This is a genomic window from Leclercia sp. 1548, assembly GCF_050435045.1.
GTDB lineage: Bacteria > Pseudomonadota > Gammaproteobacteria > Enterobacterales > Enterobacteriaceae > Enterobacter > Enterobacter adecarboxylatus.
Window position 1 is genome coordinate 124,076 of the sequence record NZ_JBNDJP010000003.1, and the last position, 18,942, is coordinate 143,017.

20 protein-coding genes are annotated in these 18,942 nt (G+C 52.2%); 10 read left to right on the plus strand and 10 right to left on the minus strand.

The window, feature by feature from the left end; all coding sequences use genetic code 11:
- Positions 1-8: 8 nt before the first annotated feature.
- The 7 genes from ftsL to leuO form a co-directional block, all read right to left on the minus strand.
- Entirely contained in the window at positions 9-374 is a 366-nt protein-coding gene (gene ftsL, locus ABIE02_RS10130; RefSeq protein WP_032616529.1) for a cell division protein FtsL, read from the minus strand.
- On the minus strand, positions 371-1,312 hold the full coding sequence (gene rsmH / locus ABIE02_RS10135; protein ID WP_032616528.1) for a 16S rRNA (cytosine(1402)-N(4))-methyltransferase RsmH: 942 nt from the start codon (positions 1,310-1,312) through the stop codon (positions 371-373). The genes ftsL and rsmH overlap by 4 nt, the downstream gene beginning before the upstream one ends.
- Before the next feature lie 3 nt (positions 1,313-1,315).
- Positions 1,316-1,774, minus strand: a complete 459-nt coding sequence (gene mraZ / locus ABIE02_RS10140; protein ID WP_032616527.1) for a division/cell wall cluster transcriptional repressor MraZ — start codon at positions 1,772-1,774, stop codon at positions 1,316-1,318.
- A 598-nt stretch (positions 1,775-2,372) separates the two neighbouring features.
- Positions 2,373-3,377: a catabolite repressor/activator gene (gene cra / locus ABIE02_RS10145; protein ID WP_032616526.1), complete on the minus strand. Its 1,005-nt coding sequence runs from the start codon at positions 3,375-3,377 to the stop codon at positions 2,373-2,375.
- Between the two features lie 180 nt (positions 3,378-3,557).
- Complete coding sequence (gene ilvN, locus ABIE02_RS10150) at positions 3,558-4,049, minus strand: acetolactate synthase small subunit (protein WP_032616525.1); 492 nt, start codon at positions 4,047-4,049, stop codon at positions 3,558-3,560.
- Between the two features lies 1 nt (position 4,050).
- A complete protein-coding gene (gene ilvI / locus ABIE02_RS10155) occupies positions 4,051-5,775 on the minus strand; it encodes an acetolactate synthase 3 large subunit (protein WP_204231564.1) in 1,725 nt (574 codons plus the stop codon).
- 386 nt (positions 5,776-6,161) lie between these two features.
- On the minus strand, positions 6,162-7,106 hold the full coding sequence (gene leuO, locus ABIE02_RS10160; RefSeq protein ID WP_032616522.1) for a transcriptional regulator LeuO: 945 nt from the start codon (positions 7,104-7,106) through the stop codon (positions 6,162-6,164).
- Between the two features lie 634 nt (positions 7,107-7,740).
- Here leuO and leuL point away from each other — a divergent pair.
- The 5 genes from leuL to leuD all read left to right on the plus strand — a co-directional run bounded on the left by leuL (position 7,741) and on the right by leuD (position 12,601).
- Complete coding sequence (gene leuL, locus ABIE02_RS10165) at positions 7,741-7,827, plus strand: leu operon leader peptide (protein ID WP_077227153.1); 87 nt, start codon at positions 7,741-7,743, stop codon at positions 7,825-7,827.
- 92 nt (positions 7,828-7,919) lie between these two features.
- Positions 7,920-9,491, plus strand: a complete 1,572-nt coding sequence (gene leuA, locus ABIE02_RS10170; protein WP_032616521.1) for a 2-isopropylmalate synthase — start codon at positions 7,920-7,922, stop codon at positions 9,489-9,491.
- Positions 9,491-10,582, plus strand: coding sequence for a 3-isopropylmalate dehydrogenase (gene leuB / locus ABIE02_RS10175; RefSeq protein ID WP_059308730.1), 1,092 nt, complete (start codon positions 9,491-9,493; stop codon positions 10,580-10,582). The genes leuA and leuB overlap by 1 nt, the downstream gene beginning before the upstream one ends.
- Before the next feature lie 2 nt (positions 10,583-10,584).
- Entirely contained in the window at positions 10,585-11,985 is a 1,401-nt protein-coding gene (leuC, locus tag ABIE02_RS10180) for a 3-isopropylmalate dehydratase large subunit (RefSeq protein WP_032616519.1), read from the plus strand.
- 10 nt (positions 11,986-11,995) lie between these two features.
- Positions 11,996-12,601, plus strand: coding sequence for a 3-isopropylmalate dehydratase small subunit (gene leuD, locus ABIE02_RS10185; RefSeq protein ID WP_059308731.1), 606 nt, complete (start codon positions 11,996-11,998; stop codon positions 12,599-12,601).
- 91 nt (positions 12,602-12,692) lie between these two features.
- Here the strand turns inward: leuD and ABIE02_RS10190 are convergent, their stop codons facing one another.
- Positions 12,693-12,845, minus strand: a complete 153-nt coding sequence (locus ABIE02_RS10190; protein ID WP_059308732.1) for a Hok/Gef family protein — start codon at positions 12,843-12,845, stop codon at positions 12,693-12,695.
- A gap of 403 nt (positions 12,846-13,248) precedes the next feature.
- Between ABIE02_RS10190 and vapB the strand changes: the two genes are divergently transcribed.
- Together vapB and ABIE02_RS10200 are read left to right on the plus strand one after the other, a co-directional pair.
- On the plus strand, positions 13,249-13,479 hold the full coding sequence (gene vapB / locus ABIE02_RS10195; protein ID WP_032616516.1) for a type II toxin-antitoxin system VapB family antitoxin: 231 nt from the start codon (positions 13,249-13,251) through the stop codon (positions 13,477-13,479).
- Positions 13,476-13,892 carry a type II toxin-antitoxin system VapC family toxin gene (locus tag ABIE02_RS10200; protein WP_204231562.1) on the plus strand — a complete coding sequence of 139 codons (417 nt, stop codon included), beginning with the start codon at positions 13,476-13,478 and terminating at the stop codon, positions 13,890-13,892. The genes vapB and ABIE02_RS10200 overlap by 4 nt, the downstream gene beginning before the upstream one ends.
- A 198-nt stretch (positions 13,893-14,090) precedes the next feature.
- Here ABIE02_RS10200 and ABIE02_RS10205 read toward each other — a convergent pair whose 3' ends face one another.
- The gene (locus tag ABIE02_RS10205) at positions 14,091-14,987 is read right to left on the minus strand and encodes an AraC family transcriptional regulator (protein WP_336994880.1); all 897 of its coding nucleotides are present in this window, start codon (positions 14,985-14,987) and stop codon (positions 14,091-14,093) included.
- A gap of 126 nt (positions 14,988-15,113) precedes the next feature.
- Here ABIE02_RS10205 and ABIE02_RS10210 point away from each other — a divergent pair, with 126 nt between their 5' ends.
- The 3 genes from ABIE02_RS10210 (at position 15,114) to ABIE02_RS10220 (ending at position 17,853) form a co-directional block, all read left to right on the plus strand.
- Positions 15,114-16,019, plus strand: coding sequence for an SDR family oxidoreductase (locus ABIE02_RS10210; protein ID WP_336994881.1), 906 nt, complete (start codon positions 15,114-15,116; stop codon positions 16,017-16,019).
- Positions 16,020-16,262: 243 nt separating this feature from the next.
- Entirely contained in the window at positions 16,263-17,138 is an 876-nt protein-coding gene (locus ABIE02_RS10215) for an NmrA family NAD(P)-binding protein (protein WP_059308735.1), read from the plus strand.
- Between the two features lie 124 nt (positions 17,139-17,262).
- Positions 17,263-17,853 (plus strand): TetR/AcrR family transcriptional regulator, encoded by a 591-nt coding sequence (locus ABIE02_RS10220; RefSeq protein ID WP_059308736.1) that lies wholly within the window; start codon positions 17,263-17,265, stop codon positions 17,851-17,853.
- Positions 17,854-17,973: 120 nt separating this feature from the next.
- On the opposite strand, the gene ABIE02_RS10225 is transcribed toward ABIE02_RS10220, so the two are convergent.
- Positions 17,974-18,942 (minus strand): LysR family transcriptional regulator, encoded by a 969-nt coding sequence (locus tag ABIE02_RS10225; protein ID WP_429211246.1) that lies wholly within the window; start codon positions 18,940-18,942, stop codon positions 17,974-17,976.

An 18,942-nucleotide genomic window follows, 5' to 3' on the forward strand; every position in this document is an offset into this window, starting at 1 on the left:
GTTTTCCCTTATTTTTGTACTACGATATTTTCCTGAGAAGGATCAACATGCTGCATCTGCAGCTTTTCCGTTGCGATCCGTTCAACCCGGCTATGATCGCCGAGCGCATTTTCTTCGAGGATCAAATTTCGCCACTCGATATCCAGCGCATCACGCTCCAGCACCAGCTGTTCGCGCTGCGCCGTTAACAAACGGGTATGGTGAGCGGTGGTCACAACGGTGACCGCCGACACAATGATGCAAATGAACAGACACAGTGGCAGCTTGCCGAAACGCAACAGGTCGTCCCAGATAACACCCGGCAAGGCATGACGCTCGTTGCTGCCTAACGTCTCTTTCACCTTGCTGAGGGTGTCTGCCACTCTGCCGATCATGCATGAGTCCTTTCTGCAATGCGCAGCACTGAACTGCGGGCGCGCGGGTTCTCTTCCACTTCCGCTTCGCCCGGCATTAACTTACCTAAGGCACGTAGCTGGCGGCCGCCCAGTTTTTTGAGCTGCTCTTCCGTCATCGGTAACCCGGCCGGAACCTGCGGGCCACGGCTCTGTTCACGCATAAAGCGCTTCACAATGCGGTCTTCCAGCGAGTGGAAGCTGATTACCGACAAGCGACCGCCCGGAGCCAGCACGCTAAGCGAACTTTTCAGGGCTTGCTCGATTTCATCAAGCTCGCTGTTAACCCAGATACGCACCGCCTGGAAAGTGCGGGTAGCCGGGTGCTTGTACTTGTCTTTCACCGGCGTGGCCGCGGCGATCACTTCCGCCAGCTCTTTGGTGCGGGTCATGGGTTCGATACGGTTACGTTCCACGATGGCGCGAGCAATACGTTTGCCAAAACGCTCTTCCCCGAAGGTTTTGATCACCCAGGCGATATCGGCTTCTTCGGCGGTTTGCAGCCACTCGGCGGCAGATTGGCCGCGCGTCGGATCCATACGCATGTCCAGCGGGCCATCGCGCATAAAGGAGAAGCCACGTTCAGCATCATCAAGTTGTGGTGAGGAGACGCCAAGATCGAGGAGGATCCCGTCAATTTTGCCGGTTAAATCGCGCTCGCTAACGTAATCAGCCAGCGCGGAGAAAGGTCCATGTACGATGGAAAAGCGAGGGTCATCGATGGTTTTCGCCACGGCGATAGCCTGCGGATCGCGATCGATTGCCAGCAAACGGCCGTCCGCGCCCAGTTGGGAGAGGATCAAACGTGAGTGGCCACCCCGGCCAAAAGTGCCATCAATATAGATGCCATCAGGACGAATATTCAGGCCATTGACGGCTTCATCCAGTAGCACCGTCGTATGTTTATAATTTTCCATCATTTTTTATAGAGACAAATCCTGCAATCGTTCCGACAATGTTGCGGAATCAGACTGCTCAGCGTCGATATCTTCCTTGACCCGTTGATACCAGGTCGTTTCATCCCACAGCTCAAACTTATTGAACTGTCCGACCAGCATCACTTCTTTTGTCAGACCGGCATGCTGCCGTAGCACGGGCGCAATCAATAAACGCCCCGCGCTGTCCATCTGACATTCACTGGCATGACCCAATAACAGCCGCTGCACGCGGCGTTCCTGCGGGTTCATGCTCGACAGTCGAGACAGCTTTTGCTCAATGATTTCCCATTCAGGCAAGGGGTAAAGCAGCAGGCAGGCGTGGTTGATGTCAATGGTGCAGACCATTTGACCAGAAGCGCTCTCGTTCAGCTGGTCGCGATATCGGGTTGGTACCGATAAACGCCCTTTGCTGTCGAGATTGACTAACGTCGCTCCACGGAACATGCCAGTCTCACCCCTCCTCACCACTTTAACCCACAAATTCCCACTTAAGGGAGTTTACGGAGCGATGGAAAAGCTTGTCAAGCCAGGACTTCCGCGACATCTGTCTAAATGTCACTGATTTACGAATGGAAGTTCGTCCGGCTATTAACTACCCAACTGGCGCGGCAAAATTAACGTGATGAATAGCTGTGAGAAAAAACGCGAATACGCATATCCGTCTTTAAAACCACGTCTATCATCGCAGGTAAATATATAGTGTCAGTTTGCGACGCGGGCGGCATTTTAAGCCATATTGCGGGGGGATAACAGCGCTAGCTGCGCTGCGGGCGCGAAGCCTGTAGCGGGCAGGCGTAAGCAGGTTACTCCAGGCGAAAAAATGGCTGATAATTCAGCACTGACTGTCGGTTATGTAACAAAATAATACAATTAAAGGCGCTACTGACAATAAAATAAACATCAAGAGAAGGTTTAAACAATAAAAGGAATTAAAAAGCGTAGCAGGCAAAGGTTTTAAAGGAATTATCTTAAAAATACTGTGGGAATTAATATGTTGATTCAGGATGAGAATTTCAGGGCAGCTTTCGCTGCCCTGATGTCTTTACGCGCGGCTTAGAATACCGCGACGATAAAGGTTACGACGAATACGGGTCAGTCCCGGTTTCGGCTTACGTGGCTCATCGAGGCTTGCCAGTACAATCTCTAACACCCGCTCGGCCACGTCGCGATGACGCTGCGCTACAGCCAGCACCGGGCACTGCAAGAAATCGAGCAGCTCATGATCGCCAAAGGTCGCAATGGCCAGATCGGATGGCAGCTTGCCTTCACGACGTAAGGTTACGTCCATCACCCCCTGTAACAGTGCAAACGAGGTAGTGAACAGAGCCTGCGGCATCGGATGGGTCTCCAGCCACTTTTCGAACAGCTGGGCCGAGGCCTCGCGTTCATAGCTATTGGCATAGAGGTAATCAACTTTACGGGGATCGTCTTTCCAGGCTGTGCGGAAACCCTGCTCACGCAGGAAGCTCACGGAGAGTTCCGGCAGCGCTCCCAGATAGAGGACATTTTCCGCCGGAAAGGTGCGCAACTCAGCCGCCAACATTTCAGCATCGTCCTGATCCGCGCCGACCACGCTGGTGAAATGCTCACGATCTAACGCACGGTCGAGGGCGACAATCGGAAACGCATCATTGGCCCAGCGCTGATAGAAAGGATGCTCAGGGGGTAAGGAGGTGGAAACGATAATGGCATCAACCTGGCGCTGCAACAGATGTTCAATACAGCGCATCTCGTTATCGGGCTGATCTTCCGAACAGGCGATCAGCAGTTGATAACCACGCTGACGGGCCTGGCGCTCAAGGTAGTTTGCGATCCGGGTGTAGCTGGTGTTTTCCAGATCCGGGATCACCAGACCGATCGAACGGGTGCGGCCGGCACGTAAACCTGCCGCGACGGCATTCGGATGGTAGTTATGTTCACGAACCACTGCCATGACTTTCTCAACGGTCTTATCGCTGACACGATACTGCTTCGCTTTACCGTTAATCACATAACTTGCCGTTGTTCGCGATACCCCGGCTAGCCTGGCGATTTCATCCAGTTTCACAATTGCCCCTTAAAAAAAAGAAAAGAGTCCATGACCTCGTCAGGGTTATGGCTAAATCTTGTAACATCTAAGCGCAGAATAGCCTGTCCGGCAACCGCTTTTGTCGGTGCAGCGACATCGGTGCACAAAAAAAAGCCCGGTCATTCATACCGGGCAAGCTAGAGGCGAACCTTTTTATCCTTAACGCATCACTTTGTCACCACGGGAAAGTCCCACGACGCCTGAACGCGCCACTTCAACAATTTTGGCGACATCCCGCACCGAGGCGAGGAAGGCGTCCAGTTTATCGCTGGTGCCGGCCAGCTGAACGGTATAGATGGAGGGAGTAACGTCGATGATCTGCCCGCGGAAAATGTCCGCATTACGTTTCACCTCTTCCCGGCCATAACCCGTGGCCTGAATTTTCACCAACATGATCTCACGTTCGACGTAAGCCCCCTGCCCCAGCTCGCTGACGCGTAACACATCAACCAGTTTGTGCAGTTGCTTTTCGATCTGCTCCAGTACCTTTGCATCACCCACCGTCTGGATGGTCATGCGCGAAAGCGTCGGATCGTCCGTTGGGGCAACCGTCAGGCTTTCAATGTTATAGCCGCGCTGTGCGAAAAGCCCAATCACGCGTGATAGCGCCCCGGACTCGTTTTCCAGTAATACAGATAATATCCGGCGCATATCAGGTTCTCTCCGTTTTGCTTAACCACATCTCATCCATACCGCCGCCGCGAATATGCATCGGATAGACATGCTCGGTGCCATCAACCACGACATCGACAAACACCAGGCGGTTATGGTTGACGTGCTCAAGGGCTTCGCTCAGTTTCGTCTCCAGCTCGGCCGGACTGCTGATGCGTATACCGATATGGCCGTAGGCTTCAGCCAGACGAACAAAATCAGGCAGTGACTTCATGTACGACTGTGAATGGCGGCCGGAATAGATCATATCCTGCCACTGCTTCACCATGCCCAGATAGCCGTTGTTCAGGTTAAGGACCAGCACCGGCAGGTCGTACTGCAGGGCAGTGGACAGCTCCTGAATGTTCATCTGAATACTGCCATCGCCGGTCACGCAGACCACCGTTTCATTCGGTAATGCCAGCTTCACGCCCAGCGCGGCAGGCAGGCCAAAGCCCATGGTGCCCAGACCGCCGGAGTTGATCCAGCGACGTGGCTTATCGAACGGGTAATAAAGAGCGGCAAACATCTGGTGCTGACCCACATCCGAGGTCACATAAGCCTCGCCTTTTGTCAGTCGCCAGAGGGTTTCAATCACCGCCTGGGGCTTAATGTTCTCGCTTTGCGTGTCGTATTTCAGGCACTGACGCGCGCGCCACTGTTCAATCTGCAGCCACCAGTCGCGGATCTCATCGAGCGGCTGAACGTCGTTTTCCTGCCCAAGCAGTTCCAGCATTTGTTCCAGTACCAGACGGGCATCGCCAACAATGGGCACATCCGCCGGGACGGTTTTGGAAATCGAGGTTGGATCAATATCTATGTGCAGCACGGTCGCGTTGGGGCAGTATTTCGCCAGGTTGTTGGTCGTGCGATCGTCGAAGCGCACCCCTACAGCAAAAATGACGTCGGAATTGTGCATCGTCATGTTGGCTTCGTAGGTGCCATGCATACCAAGCATGCCGAGCGCCTGACGGTGGGTAGCCGGAAAAGCGCCCAATCCCATTAATGAAGAGGCCACCGGCAGATTCAACTTTTCGATAAGCGCGCGCAACTGCGATTCACACTTGGCGTTCACCGCCCCGCCGCCAACATACACGACCGGCTTTTTGGCGGTGACAAGGGTCTGCAACGCCCGTTTAATCTGGCCCTTGTGCCCCTGCGTGGTGGGGTTATAAGAGCGCATGCTGACGGATTCCGGCCAGACGTAAGGCAGTTTGTTGGCCGGATTGAGGATATCTTTAGGCAGGTCAACCACGACCGGACCGGGACGCCCGGACGCCGCCAGCCAGAAAGCTTTTTTCAACACGCCGGGGATATCTTCTGTCTGTTTGACCAGGAAACTGTGTTTCACCACGGGTCGGGAGATGCCCACCATGTCGCACTCCTGAAAGGCATCGTAGCCAATCAGCGAGGTCGCCACCTGACCGGAGAGCACCACCATCGGAATGGAGTCCATATAGGCTGTGGCGATACCCGTAATGGCATTGGTCGCGCCAGGGCCGGATGTCACCAGCACCACGCCAACTTCGCCTGTTGCACGCGCCAGTCCGTCGGCCATATGCACGGCTGCTTGCTCATGACGTACCAGAACATGATCGATACCGCCCACGGTATGTAGCGCATCGTAAATATCGAGGACCGCGCCCCCGGGGTAACCGAACACTTGCTTCACGCCCTGATCGATTAACGATCGGACGACCATTTCGGCGCCAGACAACATCTCCATGATTAGCCTCCAGGCTTATCGTTTCAGACGGACAGGAGAAATATGCACTGCGCCGTCTTTTTTGTCAGGGTTACCCCTGGCGTTTTTTTATTGTGCAGAGTGACAGTTAACATAACCGCTCGCCGGAAGGCAGGCAATTAGCAAACCTGCGCGGAGTCATAAGCACTAAAGAAGAAATATGAGGTATTAATAATTGTTATGGATAAATCAACTACGATAACGAACAGCCGTGAGCATTCATCATTTAAAAAGGGAAAGGTGCAGTAATTCATGCAATTTTACTGACCGGAAGCGGCAATGAAAAAAATGGCGACAGAATAAAATTTCACGAACAAAAAGAAAGTCAGGATAAATAACAACAACAGTGCAATTTATCCTGAAGTCGTTTAGCGGCGGCAGACGCTCGCCAGCAGCTCTTCCATCCATTGATGGCCTTTATCGCGTCCGGCAGCTTCATGCCATGAGAGATAACATGTACGCGAGTTCAGGTTCAACGGCAGCGGTAATATCCGCAGATTCAGCGGCCCGGAAAACTCCTCTGCCAGCCAGCGCGGCGCGATAGCAACCAGCTGCGTTTGTGAGACAACATTTAATACGCTGACCATCGCCATGCCCTGATACGCTACGCAGGCCTGTTTATCCGGGGTGTCATACCACGGCTGGCTAAAAGAGGCGTAGCGATCGAGGGCGACAACCGCATGCTCTTCGCTATATATATCGCTCTCCAGCAGCGTACCATGCAGACGTGGATGTGTTTTGCTGGTCACCAGCACCATTTCATCTTTGAATAAAGGTACGCAGGAAAATTCCGGGCGGCGGAACTCTTCATACCCAATCACAAACTCGGTTTCCTGATAACGCAGCTGATGTTCGGTATTCTGGTTAAGCGAAGATTTGAACACCAGGTGAATATTAGGCGCGACCTGCTCAACTTTATTATAAATAAGCGAGGTCATATACGTATCGAGAGGGCTGCAAACGCACAAATGGAAAATACGCTCGCTGCTGGAAGAGTCGAACCCTGACCCAGGCAACTCATTCTGTACAAGCTGCAACGCCTGGCGTACCGATGCAAATAGCTGGAATGCACGCGCAGTAGGCTGGATCCCCCGGCCATAGCGCACAAACAACTCGTCATTAAACATGACTTTGAGTCGGGCAACCGCATTACTGACAGCGGGCTGTGACATCCCCAGCGAATGGGCAGCGCGCGTGATATTTTGCTCCTGCATTACCGCATCAAATACCGTTAGCAGATTCAGATCCACCGTACGGAGCTGTGGTTTTGCCCCCTCGAATGCTGCTGTTTTTTCAACTTTTTCTACAGACATATCCTGCTCCACTGTCACGTTAAACTCCCTTTACTCGTCAGCAACAATCAATTTTGAAAATATGATTTACCACGCATATAAAACAAGAAAAAGGAAAATGTTACAAATTAGGAATATATAAATACCCGTCAACCGTGACAGGGTTGAAAAATAAAACGTGAAAACCTATCCTGACAGGAGGAAACATACTTATAAGTTTATAGGTCGAATGAAAACATAAATTACGCGAATAAACAATATCGCGTTTAGTTAAGGCTTATTTAAGTATTAATGAATTATTAATAGCCTTTTATTTTAAATGATTAACATTTTTTTATCACTACGCCTACCTGTATACGCTTTATAGGTTGAGTATCAAGCTAACATAATGAAAATTAACGCATTCAAAAAACGGCGCCTTTGCATCAAAAGTTTGAACAATTGCAATCAAGTATATGCAAACGATTCTGACTATGTATTCTCCGCGAACCGCCAGACGAATAAAATTGTCTGAAAGGGAAAAACCAGCACAATAAGCTAATTGCCTGCGATGAAGCTGGCGGGTCGAAAGCGCGTTTTCACCGTGCAGGGGTTGACATCAAACCGCGTATCCAGTACCACTAAAAGCATATCTTATTTATCTGGGGCATGATTCATGATTCACAGCATTCGTTTCACCGGTCTACTACTACTAAACGCATCCACTGTGCGCGGTAGACTGGCGGGCGAAATTCAGCACTGAATCGTTCTCTGGTAAGACAAAAAACCCGCGCCACTGCGCGGGTTTTTTTATGCTCGTAGCAAGGCGCCCAAATTCAGACAAGGACCTAACCCATGAGCCAGCAAGTCATTATTTTCGATACGACCTTACGTGACGGTGAACAGGCATTACAGGCAAGCCTGAGCGTTAAAGAGAAATTGCAGATTGCGCTGGCCCTGGAACGTATGGGTGTAGACGTAATGGAAGTGGGCTTCCCGGTCTCTTCTCCGGGTGATTTTGAATCCGTTCAGACCATTGCCCGCACCATTAAAAACAGCCGCGTGTGCGCCCTGGCGCGTTGCGTCGAAAAAGACATCGATGTGGCCGCTGAATCACTGAAAGTGGCTGAAGCCTTCCGAATTCATACTTTTATTGCGACTTCACCTATGCATATCGCCACCAAGCTGCGCAGCACGCTGGATGAGGTGATTGAACGCTCCATCTATATGGTGAAACACGCTCGTAACTATACCGACGACGTTGAGTTCTCCTGTGAAGATGCAGGCCGTACGCCGATTGACGATCTGGCTCGCGTAGTGGAAGCCGCCATCCGTGCCGGCGCCACTACCATCAACATCCCGGACACCGTCGGCTACACCATGCCGTTCGAATTCTCCAACATCATCACCGGCCTGTATGAGCGTGTGCCGAACATTGATAAAGCAATCATCTCCGTTCACACCCATGACGATTTGGGTCTGGCAGTCGGCAACGCCATCGCCGCGGTTCATGCGGGTGCCCGTCAGGTAGAAGGCGCGATGAACGGTATCGGTGAGCGCGCGGGTAACTGTTCGCTGGAAGAGGTGATCATGGCGATCAAAGTGCGCAAAGACATCATGAATGTGCAGACCCGCATCAATCACCACGAAATCTGGCGCACCAGCCAGACCGTCAGCCAGATCTGCAACATGCCGGTCCCGGCGAATAAAGCGATTGTTGGCACCGGCGCTTTCGCCCACTCCTCCGGTATCCACCAGGACGGCGTGCTGAAGAACCGCGAAAACTACGAAATCATGACCCCGGAATCCATCGGTCTGAACCAGGTCCAGCTGAACCTGACCTCCCGCTCCGGCCGTGCCGCGGTCAAACACCGCATGGAAGAGATGGGTTATAAAGACACCGACTACAACATGGATCACCTGTACGACGCCTTCCTGAAACTGGCCGATAAGAAAGGTCAGGTCTTCGATTACGATCTGGAAGCGCTGGCGTTTATCAACAAACAGCAGGAAGAGCCAGAGCATTTCCGTCTGGATTACTTCAGCGTGCAGTCAGGTTCGAGCGATATTGCCACCGCCTCCGTCAAGCTGGCCTGCGGCGATGAGATCAAAGCCGAAGCCGCCAACGGCAACGGGCCTGTCGATGCCATCTATCAGGCCATTAACCGCGTCACCGAGTACGATGTTGAGCTGGTCAAATATGACCTGACGGCCAAAGGCCAGGGTAAAAACGCGCTGGGTCAGGTCGATATCGTGGTCAACTATAACGGCCGCCGCTTCCACGGCGTGGGCCTGGCAACCGATATTGTGGAGTCCTCCGCAAAAGCGATGGTTCACGTCCTGAACAACATCTGGCGTGCCGCCGAAGTGGAAAAAGAGTTGCAACGCAAAGCTCAGAATAAAGAGAACAATAAGGAAACCGTGTAATGTCGAAGAATTACCATATTGCTGTGTTACCGGGCGACGGCATTGGCCCCGAAGTTATGGCACAGGCGCTGAAGGTTCTGGAAGCGATCCGCACCCGTTTTGCGATGAAAATTACCACCAGCCACTATGATGTGGGCGGTATCGCCATCGATAATCACGGCACTCCGTTGCCGCAGGCGACCGTGACCGGCTGTGAGAATGCCGACGCGGTGTTATTTGGCTCCGTGGGTGGCCCGAAATGGGAACACCTGCCACCTGCAGAGCAGCCAGAGCGCGGTGCGCTGCTGCCACTGCGTAAACACTTCAAGCTGTTCAGCAACCTGCGTCCGGCCAAACTGTACCAGGGTCTGGAAGAGTTTTGCCCGCTGCGCGCCGATATCGCAGCTAACGGTTTCGATATTCTGTGCGTTCGCGAGCTGACCGGCGGCATCTACTTTGGTCAGCCAAAAGGCCGCGAAGGCAGCGGCCAGCACGAAAAAGCGTTTGATACCGAGGTGTATCACCGTTTTGAGATCGAACGTATCGCCCGTATCGCGTTCGAATCTGCCCGCAAACGCGGTCATAAAGTGACGTCAATCGATAAAGCCAACGTGCTGCAATCCTCGATCCTGTGGCGTGAAATCGTCAATGAAATCGCCCGTGAATACCCGGACGTGCAGCTGTCGCATATGTATATCGACAACGCCACTATGCAGTTGATTAAAGATCCTTCCCAGTTCGACGTACTGCTGTGCTCCAACCTGTTCGGGGACATTCTCTCTGACGAGTGCGCGATGATCACCGGCTCAATGGGGATGCTGCCGTCTGCCAGCCTGAATGAAGAAGGGTTTGGCCTGTACGAACCGGCAGGCGGCTCGGCACCGGATATCGCGGGCAAGAATATTGCTAACCCGATTGCGCAGATCCTGTCTTTGGCGCTGCTGCTGCGCTACAGCCTGGATGCTAACGACGCGGCGACGGCGATTGAAAACGCCATTAACCGTGCGCTGGAAGAAGGCATTCGCACCGGTGATTTGGCCCGTGGCGCTGCTGCAGTTACTACCGATGAAATGGGCGACATCATTGCCCGCTATGTCGCTGAAGGGGTGTAATCATGGCGAAGACGTTGTACGAAAAGTTGTTTGATGCGCACGTGGTCTTCGAAGCGCCGAACGAAACCCCGCTGCTCTATATTGACCGCCACCTGGTTCACGAAGTAACTTCGCCGCAGGCGTTTGATGGCCTGCGTGCGCACCATCGTCCGGTGCGTCAGCCTGGCAAAACCTTTGCCACGATGGACCATAACGTCTCGACGCAGACGAAAGACATCAACGCCTCCGGTGAGATGGCGCGTATCCAGATGCAGGAGCTGATCAAGAACTGCAACGAATTCGGCGTGGAACTGTACGACCTGAACCACCCGTATCAGGGCATTGTTCACGTGATGGGGCCAGAACAGGGCATTACCCTGCCAGGCATGACCATCGTCTGCGGGGATTCCCATACCGCCACCCACGGTGCCTTTGGTGCGCTGGCGTTCGGGATCGGGACTTCGGAAGTGGAACACGTTCTGGCGACGCAGACCCTGAAACAGGGCCGCGCAAAAACCATGAAGATCGAAGTCACCGGCCAGGCCGCGCCGGGCATTACCGCCAAAGACATCGTACTGGCGATCATCGGCAAAACCGGTAGCGCAGGCGGCACCGGTCATGTCGTGGAGTTCTGCGGCAGCGCAATCCAGGCCCTGAGCATGGAAGGCCGTATGACCCTGTGCAACATGGCCATTGAAATGGGCGCAAAAGCCGGTCTGGTTGCCCCGGATGAGATCACCTTCGCGTATGTGAAGGATCGTCTGCATGCACCGAAAGGCCAGGATTATGCCGACGCCGTGGCGTACTGGAAGACCCTGAAAACTGACGAGGGCGCGCAGTTCGACACCGTGGTGACGCTGCAGGCCGAGGCCATCGCGCCGCAGGTCACCTGGGGAACGAACCCGGGCCAGGTGATCTCCGTTAACGACAGCATTCCTGATCCGGCCTCGTTCGCCGATCCGGTTGAGCGCGCCAGCGCAGAAAAAGCTCTGGCCTACATGGGGCTGAAACCGGGCGTTCCGTTGACCGACGTGGCCATTGATAAAGTGTTTATCGGCTCCTGCACTAACTCGCGTATCGAAGATTTGCGCGCGGCGGCAGAAGTGGCGAAAGGCCGTAAAGTGGCGCCGGGTGTGCAGGCGCTGGTGGTACCAGGCTCCGGCCCGGTAAAAGCGCAGGCGGAAGCCGAAGGCCTGGATAAAATTTTCATTGATGCAGGCTTTGAATGGCGTCTGCCGGGCTGCTCCATGTGCCTGGCCATGAACAACGATCGCCTGAATCCGGGTGAGCGTTGCGCCTCTACCAGTAACCGTAATTTTGAAGGTCGTCAGGGGCGCGGCGGGCGCACACACCTGGTCAGCCCGGCGATGGCCGCGGCAGCCGCAGTGACCGGCCATTTTGCCGATATTCGCAGCCTGAAATAAGGAGACCATCATGGCAGACAAATTTACCCAACATACTGGCCTGGTGGTCCCTCTGGACGCCGCCAACGTCGATACCGACGCCATTATCCCGAAGCAGTTTTTGCAGAAGGTCACCCGCACCGGTTTTGGCGCCCATCTGTTTAACGACTGGCGTTTCCTGGATGACAAAGGTGAAGTGCCGAACCCGGAGTTCGTGCTGAACTTCCCGGCATTTAAAGGCGCGTCGATCCTGCTGGCGCGGGAAAACTTCGGCTGTGGCTCTTCCCGTGAGCATGCGCCCTGGGCCCTGACCGACTACGGTTTCAAAGTCGTGATTGCGCCGAGCTTCGCCGACATCTTCTATGGCAACAGCTTTAACAACCAGCTGCTGCCGGTAACATTAAGCGATGAAGAGGTCGACGAGCTGTTTGCGCTGGTGCAGAGCCAGCCGGGGATAACGTTTGAAGTGGATCTGGAAGCGCAGGAAGTGAAAGCCGGGGATAAAACCTATGGTTTTACTATCGATGCATTCCGTCGCCACTGCATGATCAACGGCCTGGACAGCATCGGGTTGACGCTGCAGCATGAAGATGCAATTGCCGCCTACGAGAACAAACAGCCTGCGTTTATGGGGTGATTTAATGGCCCGCAAAGCGGGCCATTAAAAAAGGTGCCTGAGCCAACCTCAACGTCTGGAAAGGCGGGGAATTGTCTCCCCCGCCCTTGCCTTAACGTTTCACTTCGTAAGCTAACACTGCCGCCAGCTCTGTCTGTTTCTGTCTGAATCGCAGCTCACACAGCGAGCCGCGAACCATCCAGGTGAAGATCAGTAACGTCATACAGATCATCAACAAACCTAACAGCAGAGTACGTTTTGGCATTCCAGCCTCCTTATTGCTTTCCAGCGATGATGTACTGACCCCCAAAAGTTGGACAGAATAATCGAGGCATCCCAGAAAGAGTCCATGGAATACATGGGCTCTTTTTTGTTTCCTGCAAAAGTTAAATAAACTCTTCCACAGCAAAATCATCCATTCAACTGCCTCCTACTCCATGCACTTCCTTGTTTCTGCAACCATCTGTACTGCACCAGTTAATTGAGCAAGATCCGATTCTGGTTATTCAGATCTTAGGTGAAGAAAAGATTAATTGAGGTATGTAGAGCATTTTTGCATGCACCGCATTTGCACCTCTATCACTCCGAAGTAGTTATATCTATACATATGCCCAACATCTGCATATACTTAGGATATGCTTTAAGGCTAACCTATCAGGAGAAATACTATGAGAACCGTATCGATATTCAAAAACGGTAACAATCGCGCTATCCGTCTGCCCCGCGACCTGGATTTTGAGGGAGTGAGCGAACTGGAAATCGTCCGGGAAGGTGACAGCATCATCCTTCGTCCCGTTCGTCCAACATGGGGTTCGTTTACTCAGCTCGAAAAAGCCGACTCAGACTTTATGTCCGAACGTGGGGACGTCGTCAGCGATGAAGGACGGTTTGACTTGTGATCAAGACCTATATGCTGGACACCAACATTTGCTCGTTCATCATGCGTGAGCAGCCGGAAGCTGTCATTAAACGGCTGGAGCAGGCAGTGCTGCGGAATCACCGCATCGTGGTTTCGGCCATTACTTATGCAGAGATGCGTTTCGGTGCGATCGGAAAGAAGGTATCTCCCCGCCACGGCCTGCTTGTCGAAGCTTTCTGCGCCCGCCTCGATGCAATCCTCGCCTGGGACCGCGCCGCGGTGGACGCAACCACGGAGATTAAGGCCGCACTGACTGCGGCCGGGACGCCAATCGGTCCGAACGATACGGCGATCGCCGGGCATGCCATCGCCGCCGGCGCAGTGCTGGTAACGAACAATGTACGTGAGTTTGAGCGTGTGCCTGGCCTTGTCCTGGAAGACTGGGCTAACTGACGGCAGAAAGAGTCTTAAAGGTCGGAATGTCCGCTTTGTGCCAGAAGCGGACCTTGCCAGAGACGCATATATTACTTAGTGGGGGGAGATATAAACCAGCCGAAATGACGGCTGTCTGGCATGATGGGGGCAAGTCACCGTCGTCAGGCTACTCCAGCAATGTAAAAATTGCAGGCATCCTCTCTTTTCAGACGCCATTTAACGATGTTGCCTGGGTGAATAGCCCATCACACGTTTAAACGCTTTACCAAATGCACTTTCAGACTCGTAACCCATAGCGTTGGCAATCAGTGCGACGGAGTTACTGGTGTTTTTTAGACGATCGCAGGCCAACAACATGCGCCAGCGGGTAAGGTACTCCATCGGTGAAGTGCCTACTTTTTCTTTGAAATGTCTGGCAAAGCTTGAGCGCGACATACCTATATTTTCAGCCAGCGTTTGCAGCGTCCAGTTATGGCCAGGATCGCTGTGCATCGTGCTAATGGCTGCGCTCAGTTGCTTATCGGCCAGTGCAAAAAGCCAGCCCACACTGGAACGGCTCTCATCACAAAGATGTAAACGCAGCGCCTGTATCAACATGGTGTAAGCCATCTGCTGGATAATCAATGCACTACCGGGTTGCGGGTTAAGCACTTCTTTTGTCATGTGTTCAAGCGACCATCTCATCGCCGTTTTATCAACTTCTTTTTTGATATGCACAATCGGTGGTAGTGCGCCCAACAACATATTGGCGTGATGCCCACTCAGAACAAAATGCCCCCCCACCACGAAACATCCATCGGGCCCGCCGCCATCAGCCGTGTTACCCAATTTCCTTTCCGCGCGAAGAGTACAGAAATCGACAGGCTCAACAGACAGACTGGTTGCGAGGGTAAAGGACGGTCCGGGCGGCAAAAGATAGCAATCACCGGTAGTGAGCAGCAGATTGTCGGCTATTCCTTCAACGGATAACCAGCATTGACCAGACACCACGGAGTAGCACTTTATGCCCTCATGATGAGGCCAGACAATCGCCATGTTTTGTTTCAGTGCAAGTCCGCCCGAAGCGTAGCTCTGGGGTTTAAGTAACGATAGGAGTTCTGAGAGCGGATCCATACAACCTCGGGACGATTGGACGATTGGACGATTAATAGCGACTTTCAAGCATAGTCAGTATTAACGTGGATCCCTATATTGATTGTCAATCGGCGACAAGCCTTTCCTGACATAAGGTAATTACATATGCGTATTTTTCTTACCGGTGCGACCGGATTTATCGGCTCACACATTGCTCGTGAACTCATTGTTGGGGGACATCAGGTGCTTGGTTTAGTCAGAAGCGCTGAAGGGGCAAAACATCTTGCTGCCACAGGCGCTGAGCCCTACTTCGGTAATTTAGACGATCTGGAGAGCCTGCAGCGCGGATCCGCTTTGGCGGATAGCGTGATCCATACGGCCTTTAATCACGATTTCTCTACCTTTGTTGCCAACTGTGAAAATGATCGACGTGTGATTGAAGCACTAGGAGCCGCGCTGGAAGGGACTCAGAAACCCTTAATTATTACCTCGGGCGTTGCAATGGGCGCGACAGGCCATACTACCCTGGCAACAGAAAATAACTTCAATGCCGAAAATCCCAACCCTCGCCGGGCCACGGAATTAGCAGGACTTGCCGTTGCGAAGCGCGGTGTTAGCGTCTCGGTAGTACGCCTGCCGCAGGTTCACGACATAAATAAACAAGGATTAATTACAGAACTGATTAAAATTGCCCGCCAGAAAGGCGTATCCGGGTATGTCGAAGATGGTCAAAACCGATGGTCAGCGGTGCATATCAGCGATGTGGCTGAAGTCTATTTACGCGCACTAGAGAAAAATATTCCTGACAGTCGTTATCACGCGGTAGCCGAAGAAGGGATCCCACTACGCAGTCTGGCTGAGGTTATCGGTTATGCTCTGAAGGTGCCGGTTAAGCGTATCGCAGCTAAAGATGCAAAAGAACATTTTGGCTGGATGAGTTTGCTTATTAACCATGATATGTCGGCTTCCGGTACGCTTACCCAGGAACGTCTGGCATGGAAACCTGTTGGCCCAGGGATGATTGAGGATCTTCTAATGATTCACTCTGCCAGCAATAATCCAACGGAATAAAAAGCGTCACCTTTTTAATGGTCAGTTTATTACGCAGACGTTGCGACCATAACGGATAGTCGCAACGTCGGGGTTGTGCCAAAAGCGGACATTACTCAAGGAAGGGGGAGGATCCAGGAACCCCTGTACCCAAGCAATAGAGGAAATCACCAAAAATGTCACCAAGTGTCATTATGTGCACTAAGTGACTATCCGTGCTGTAATGTAAGTGCCGAACTACATTACGTTAATGGAGACATGATTATGGGTACGAGGGTTTTAGTTTTAGGAGCGACCGGCTCCGTGGGTTCAAAGGTAGTGACAGAATTTGACAAAAACAGCGATGGCGTTGAGGTCATTTTGTCATCCAGCCGACCGGAAACAACCAGAAAATGGCAGAACGAGGGGCGAAATGCGGTAACGCTGGACCTTAACGATCCTGAGACATTTGCTCCTGCTTTAGCAAACGTTGACAGGGTATTTCTGTTAACGGGATATACGGCGGATATGCTCTATCAGAGCAAAAAATTTGTGGATGCTGCGGTTGATGCGGGCGTAAAACACATTGTCCACTTGGGTGTTTTCACATCCCGCCGGGATATTCAGCCACACTTCGTATGGCATGACTTAATCGAAACCTACATTCAGGCAAGCGGCTTAGCCTGGACTCACCTTCACCCGAACATTATCACAGATACGATACTGGCCCGAACTCCATCAGTTAAAGAAACGGGGTCCTTTATGGGCTATCCTGGTGACGTTCCCGTAGGCTGGGTTTGTACCGCCGATATTGCCGCCGTAGCCGCGGCGGTCTTGCGTGAAGGTCCGAAGAAGCATGGCGGGCAGGATTACCACCTGAGCGTTGAAGTTCTTCGTGGAACAGAAGTGGCAGATATCTTATCCAGACATCTTGGAAAGGAAATAAAATACGAGCCAATTGAGCCGGCAGGCCAGCGGTCTTATCTTTCTTCAATTGAGGATACAGGATCCCGTTACTACATGCAGAGTGCTGCCATTACGATGGAACTGGCGGCCGAAGGACGACTGGCCTATCAGGCTGTGGTTAAAGATGATGTTCAGAAAGTACTGGGTCGGGCGGGCACCAAAATGGATGAATGGGTCCGCCAGAACTTGGGTTAAACGGCTGTGATTTGCCTGAACCTTTTTACCCTGTAATATCATGGAGTCCACCGGAGAGATTAGGTGGACTCTTTCTTTAACCTGTAGCGCACTGAGCTAACGCTAATCCAGATAAATTAAAAATATGAATACACGCGCTTTGGCCCGAAAGGCCATAAAAGAACAGATTGCTGTTTCTGCATTTGAGCTTTTTCAGCAATACGGCTATGAAAAAACCACGGTAGAAATGATTGCTCATACCGTGGGGATGTCAAAGCGTTCCTACTTCAGGTACTTCCCTACTAAAGAGGACGTGCTTCTGGATTCTGTTCATCTTTTTAAAAGCCGCTTTCTGGAACGATTCAGAGAACTTTTGGCTTCGGAAGACATTTGGGAAGCGCTCAAACACGCGCTTAATGAATTTGCGGTGAACTGTGCTGAACCCGGAGGCGGAGAAATACAGGCCTTTATTCGTAAAACCCCCGCTTTACTGGCGCGACAACTCGAAATCATTGAAATATTGCTTGAAGAAACAACTGAGTTATATCTGACAGAGCGCAACGTCGACACAACATTCAACAGACAGACGGTTAACGCAGTTATCCGCTCGGGTTTCGCCTGCCTGCAGTCCTCACAAAGCGGTGCTTCAGTAAAAGTGTCAGAGAAGGAATTCTCTGATCTCATGACCGCCATGAAGCCTCGTGTCCTGATAAATCCCAGCCCTTCCGGTGTGTAACTTATGTCCGCTGTTCGCTCAGAGCGGACATATTGTTTTCTGAAGACGTCAGCTATCCGGTCTTCAATGCCATGAAGATGACCATCCGGGACTAATAACAGACATTACTGACATCATTTTTTATCGCAACGCACGTTCTCTAAAATTACTTTGCTGACTATTCTGCTTTTCATGAGGTAAATCCGGTAAAGGCTGCAACCCGTTGTTAGTCCGAATGATATTGATAAGCTTACGCAGAGCGGGATGGACGTATCGACGAGAACTGTAATACATGTGAAAAGGATCGCCATATGCAGAATGCGTGGGCATGACATTGATAAGAGTCCCCTCTGTAAGCTCTGCCTGAACACGCGATTCCAGCACATAAGCCAGACCAATCCCGGCTTTGGCCGCTGCAATTGTTGTCGCCGTGTCTTTCAGAGTGATAGAACCCGGTACACGCATACTGAAATTTCCTTCAGGCGCATCAAACTCCCAGCGGAAACTGGCATTATTCCCAAGTAACAGCTGTATGCAGTTATGCGCGGATAATTCAGTTGGCCTGTTCGGTGTTCCATAACGATTTACATAATCAGGTGAGCCTACCACTATCCAGCGCTGAGAGCCGGTCAGTGCCACGGCGACCATGTCTTCGGGTACCAGATGCCCATACCGCATACCTGCATCAAATCCTTCGGCGGTGATATCGACAGGCCGGTCTTCTACGACAACAGTCAACCGGACATCAGGCCATCTTGTCGCAAACTCTTTCAGGGAAGGCGAAATCAATTGCGCAGCAGCATCGGCAAAGACATTAATACGCAATACACCAAAGCGTCCACGGCCAGGCGCGTTGACAGTATCCAGCGCAGAAGAAATCGTATCAAACCCGCTCGAAAGCTTTTCGGCTATCTCCTGGCCCAGCGCCGTTGACGATACCGATCGGCTGGTTCTGTTTAGCAGTCTGGCCCCCAGCCGGGTTTCAAGTCGCCGGATGGCATGGCTTACGGCTGAGGATGACAGACCCAGTTCAATGGCGGCGAGTTTAAAACTTCGGCACCGTAAAACAGTCACGAATGCCTGAAGATCAGCGAAATCAATACGCTCCAT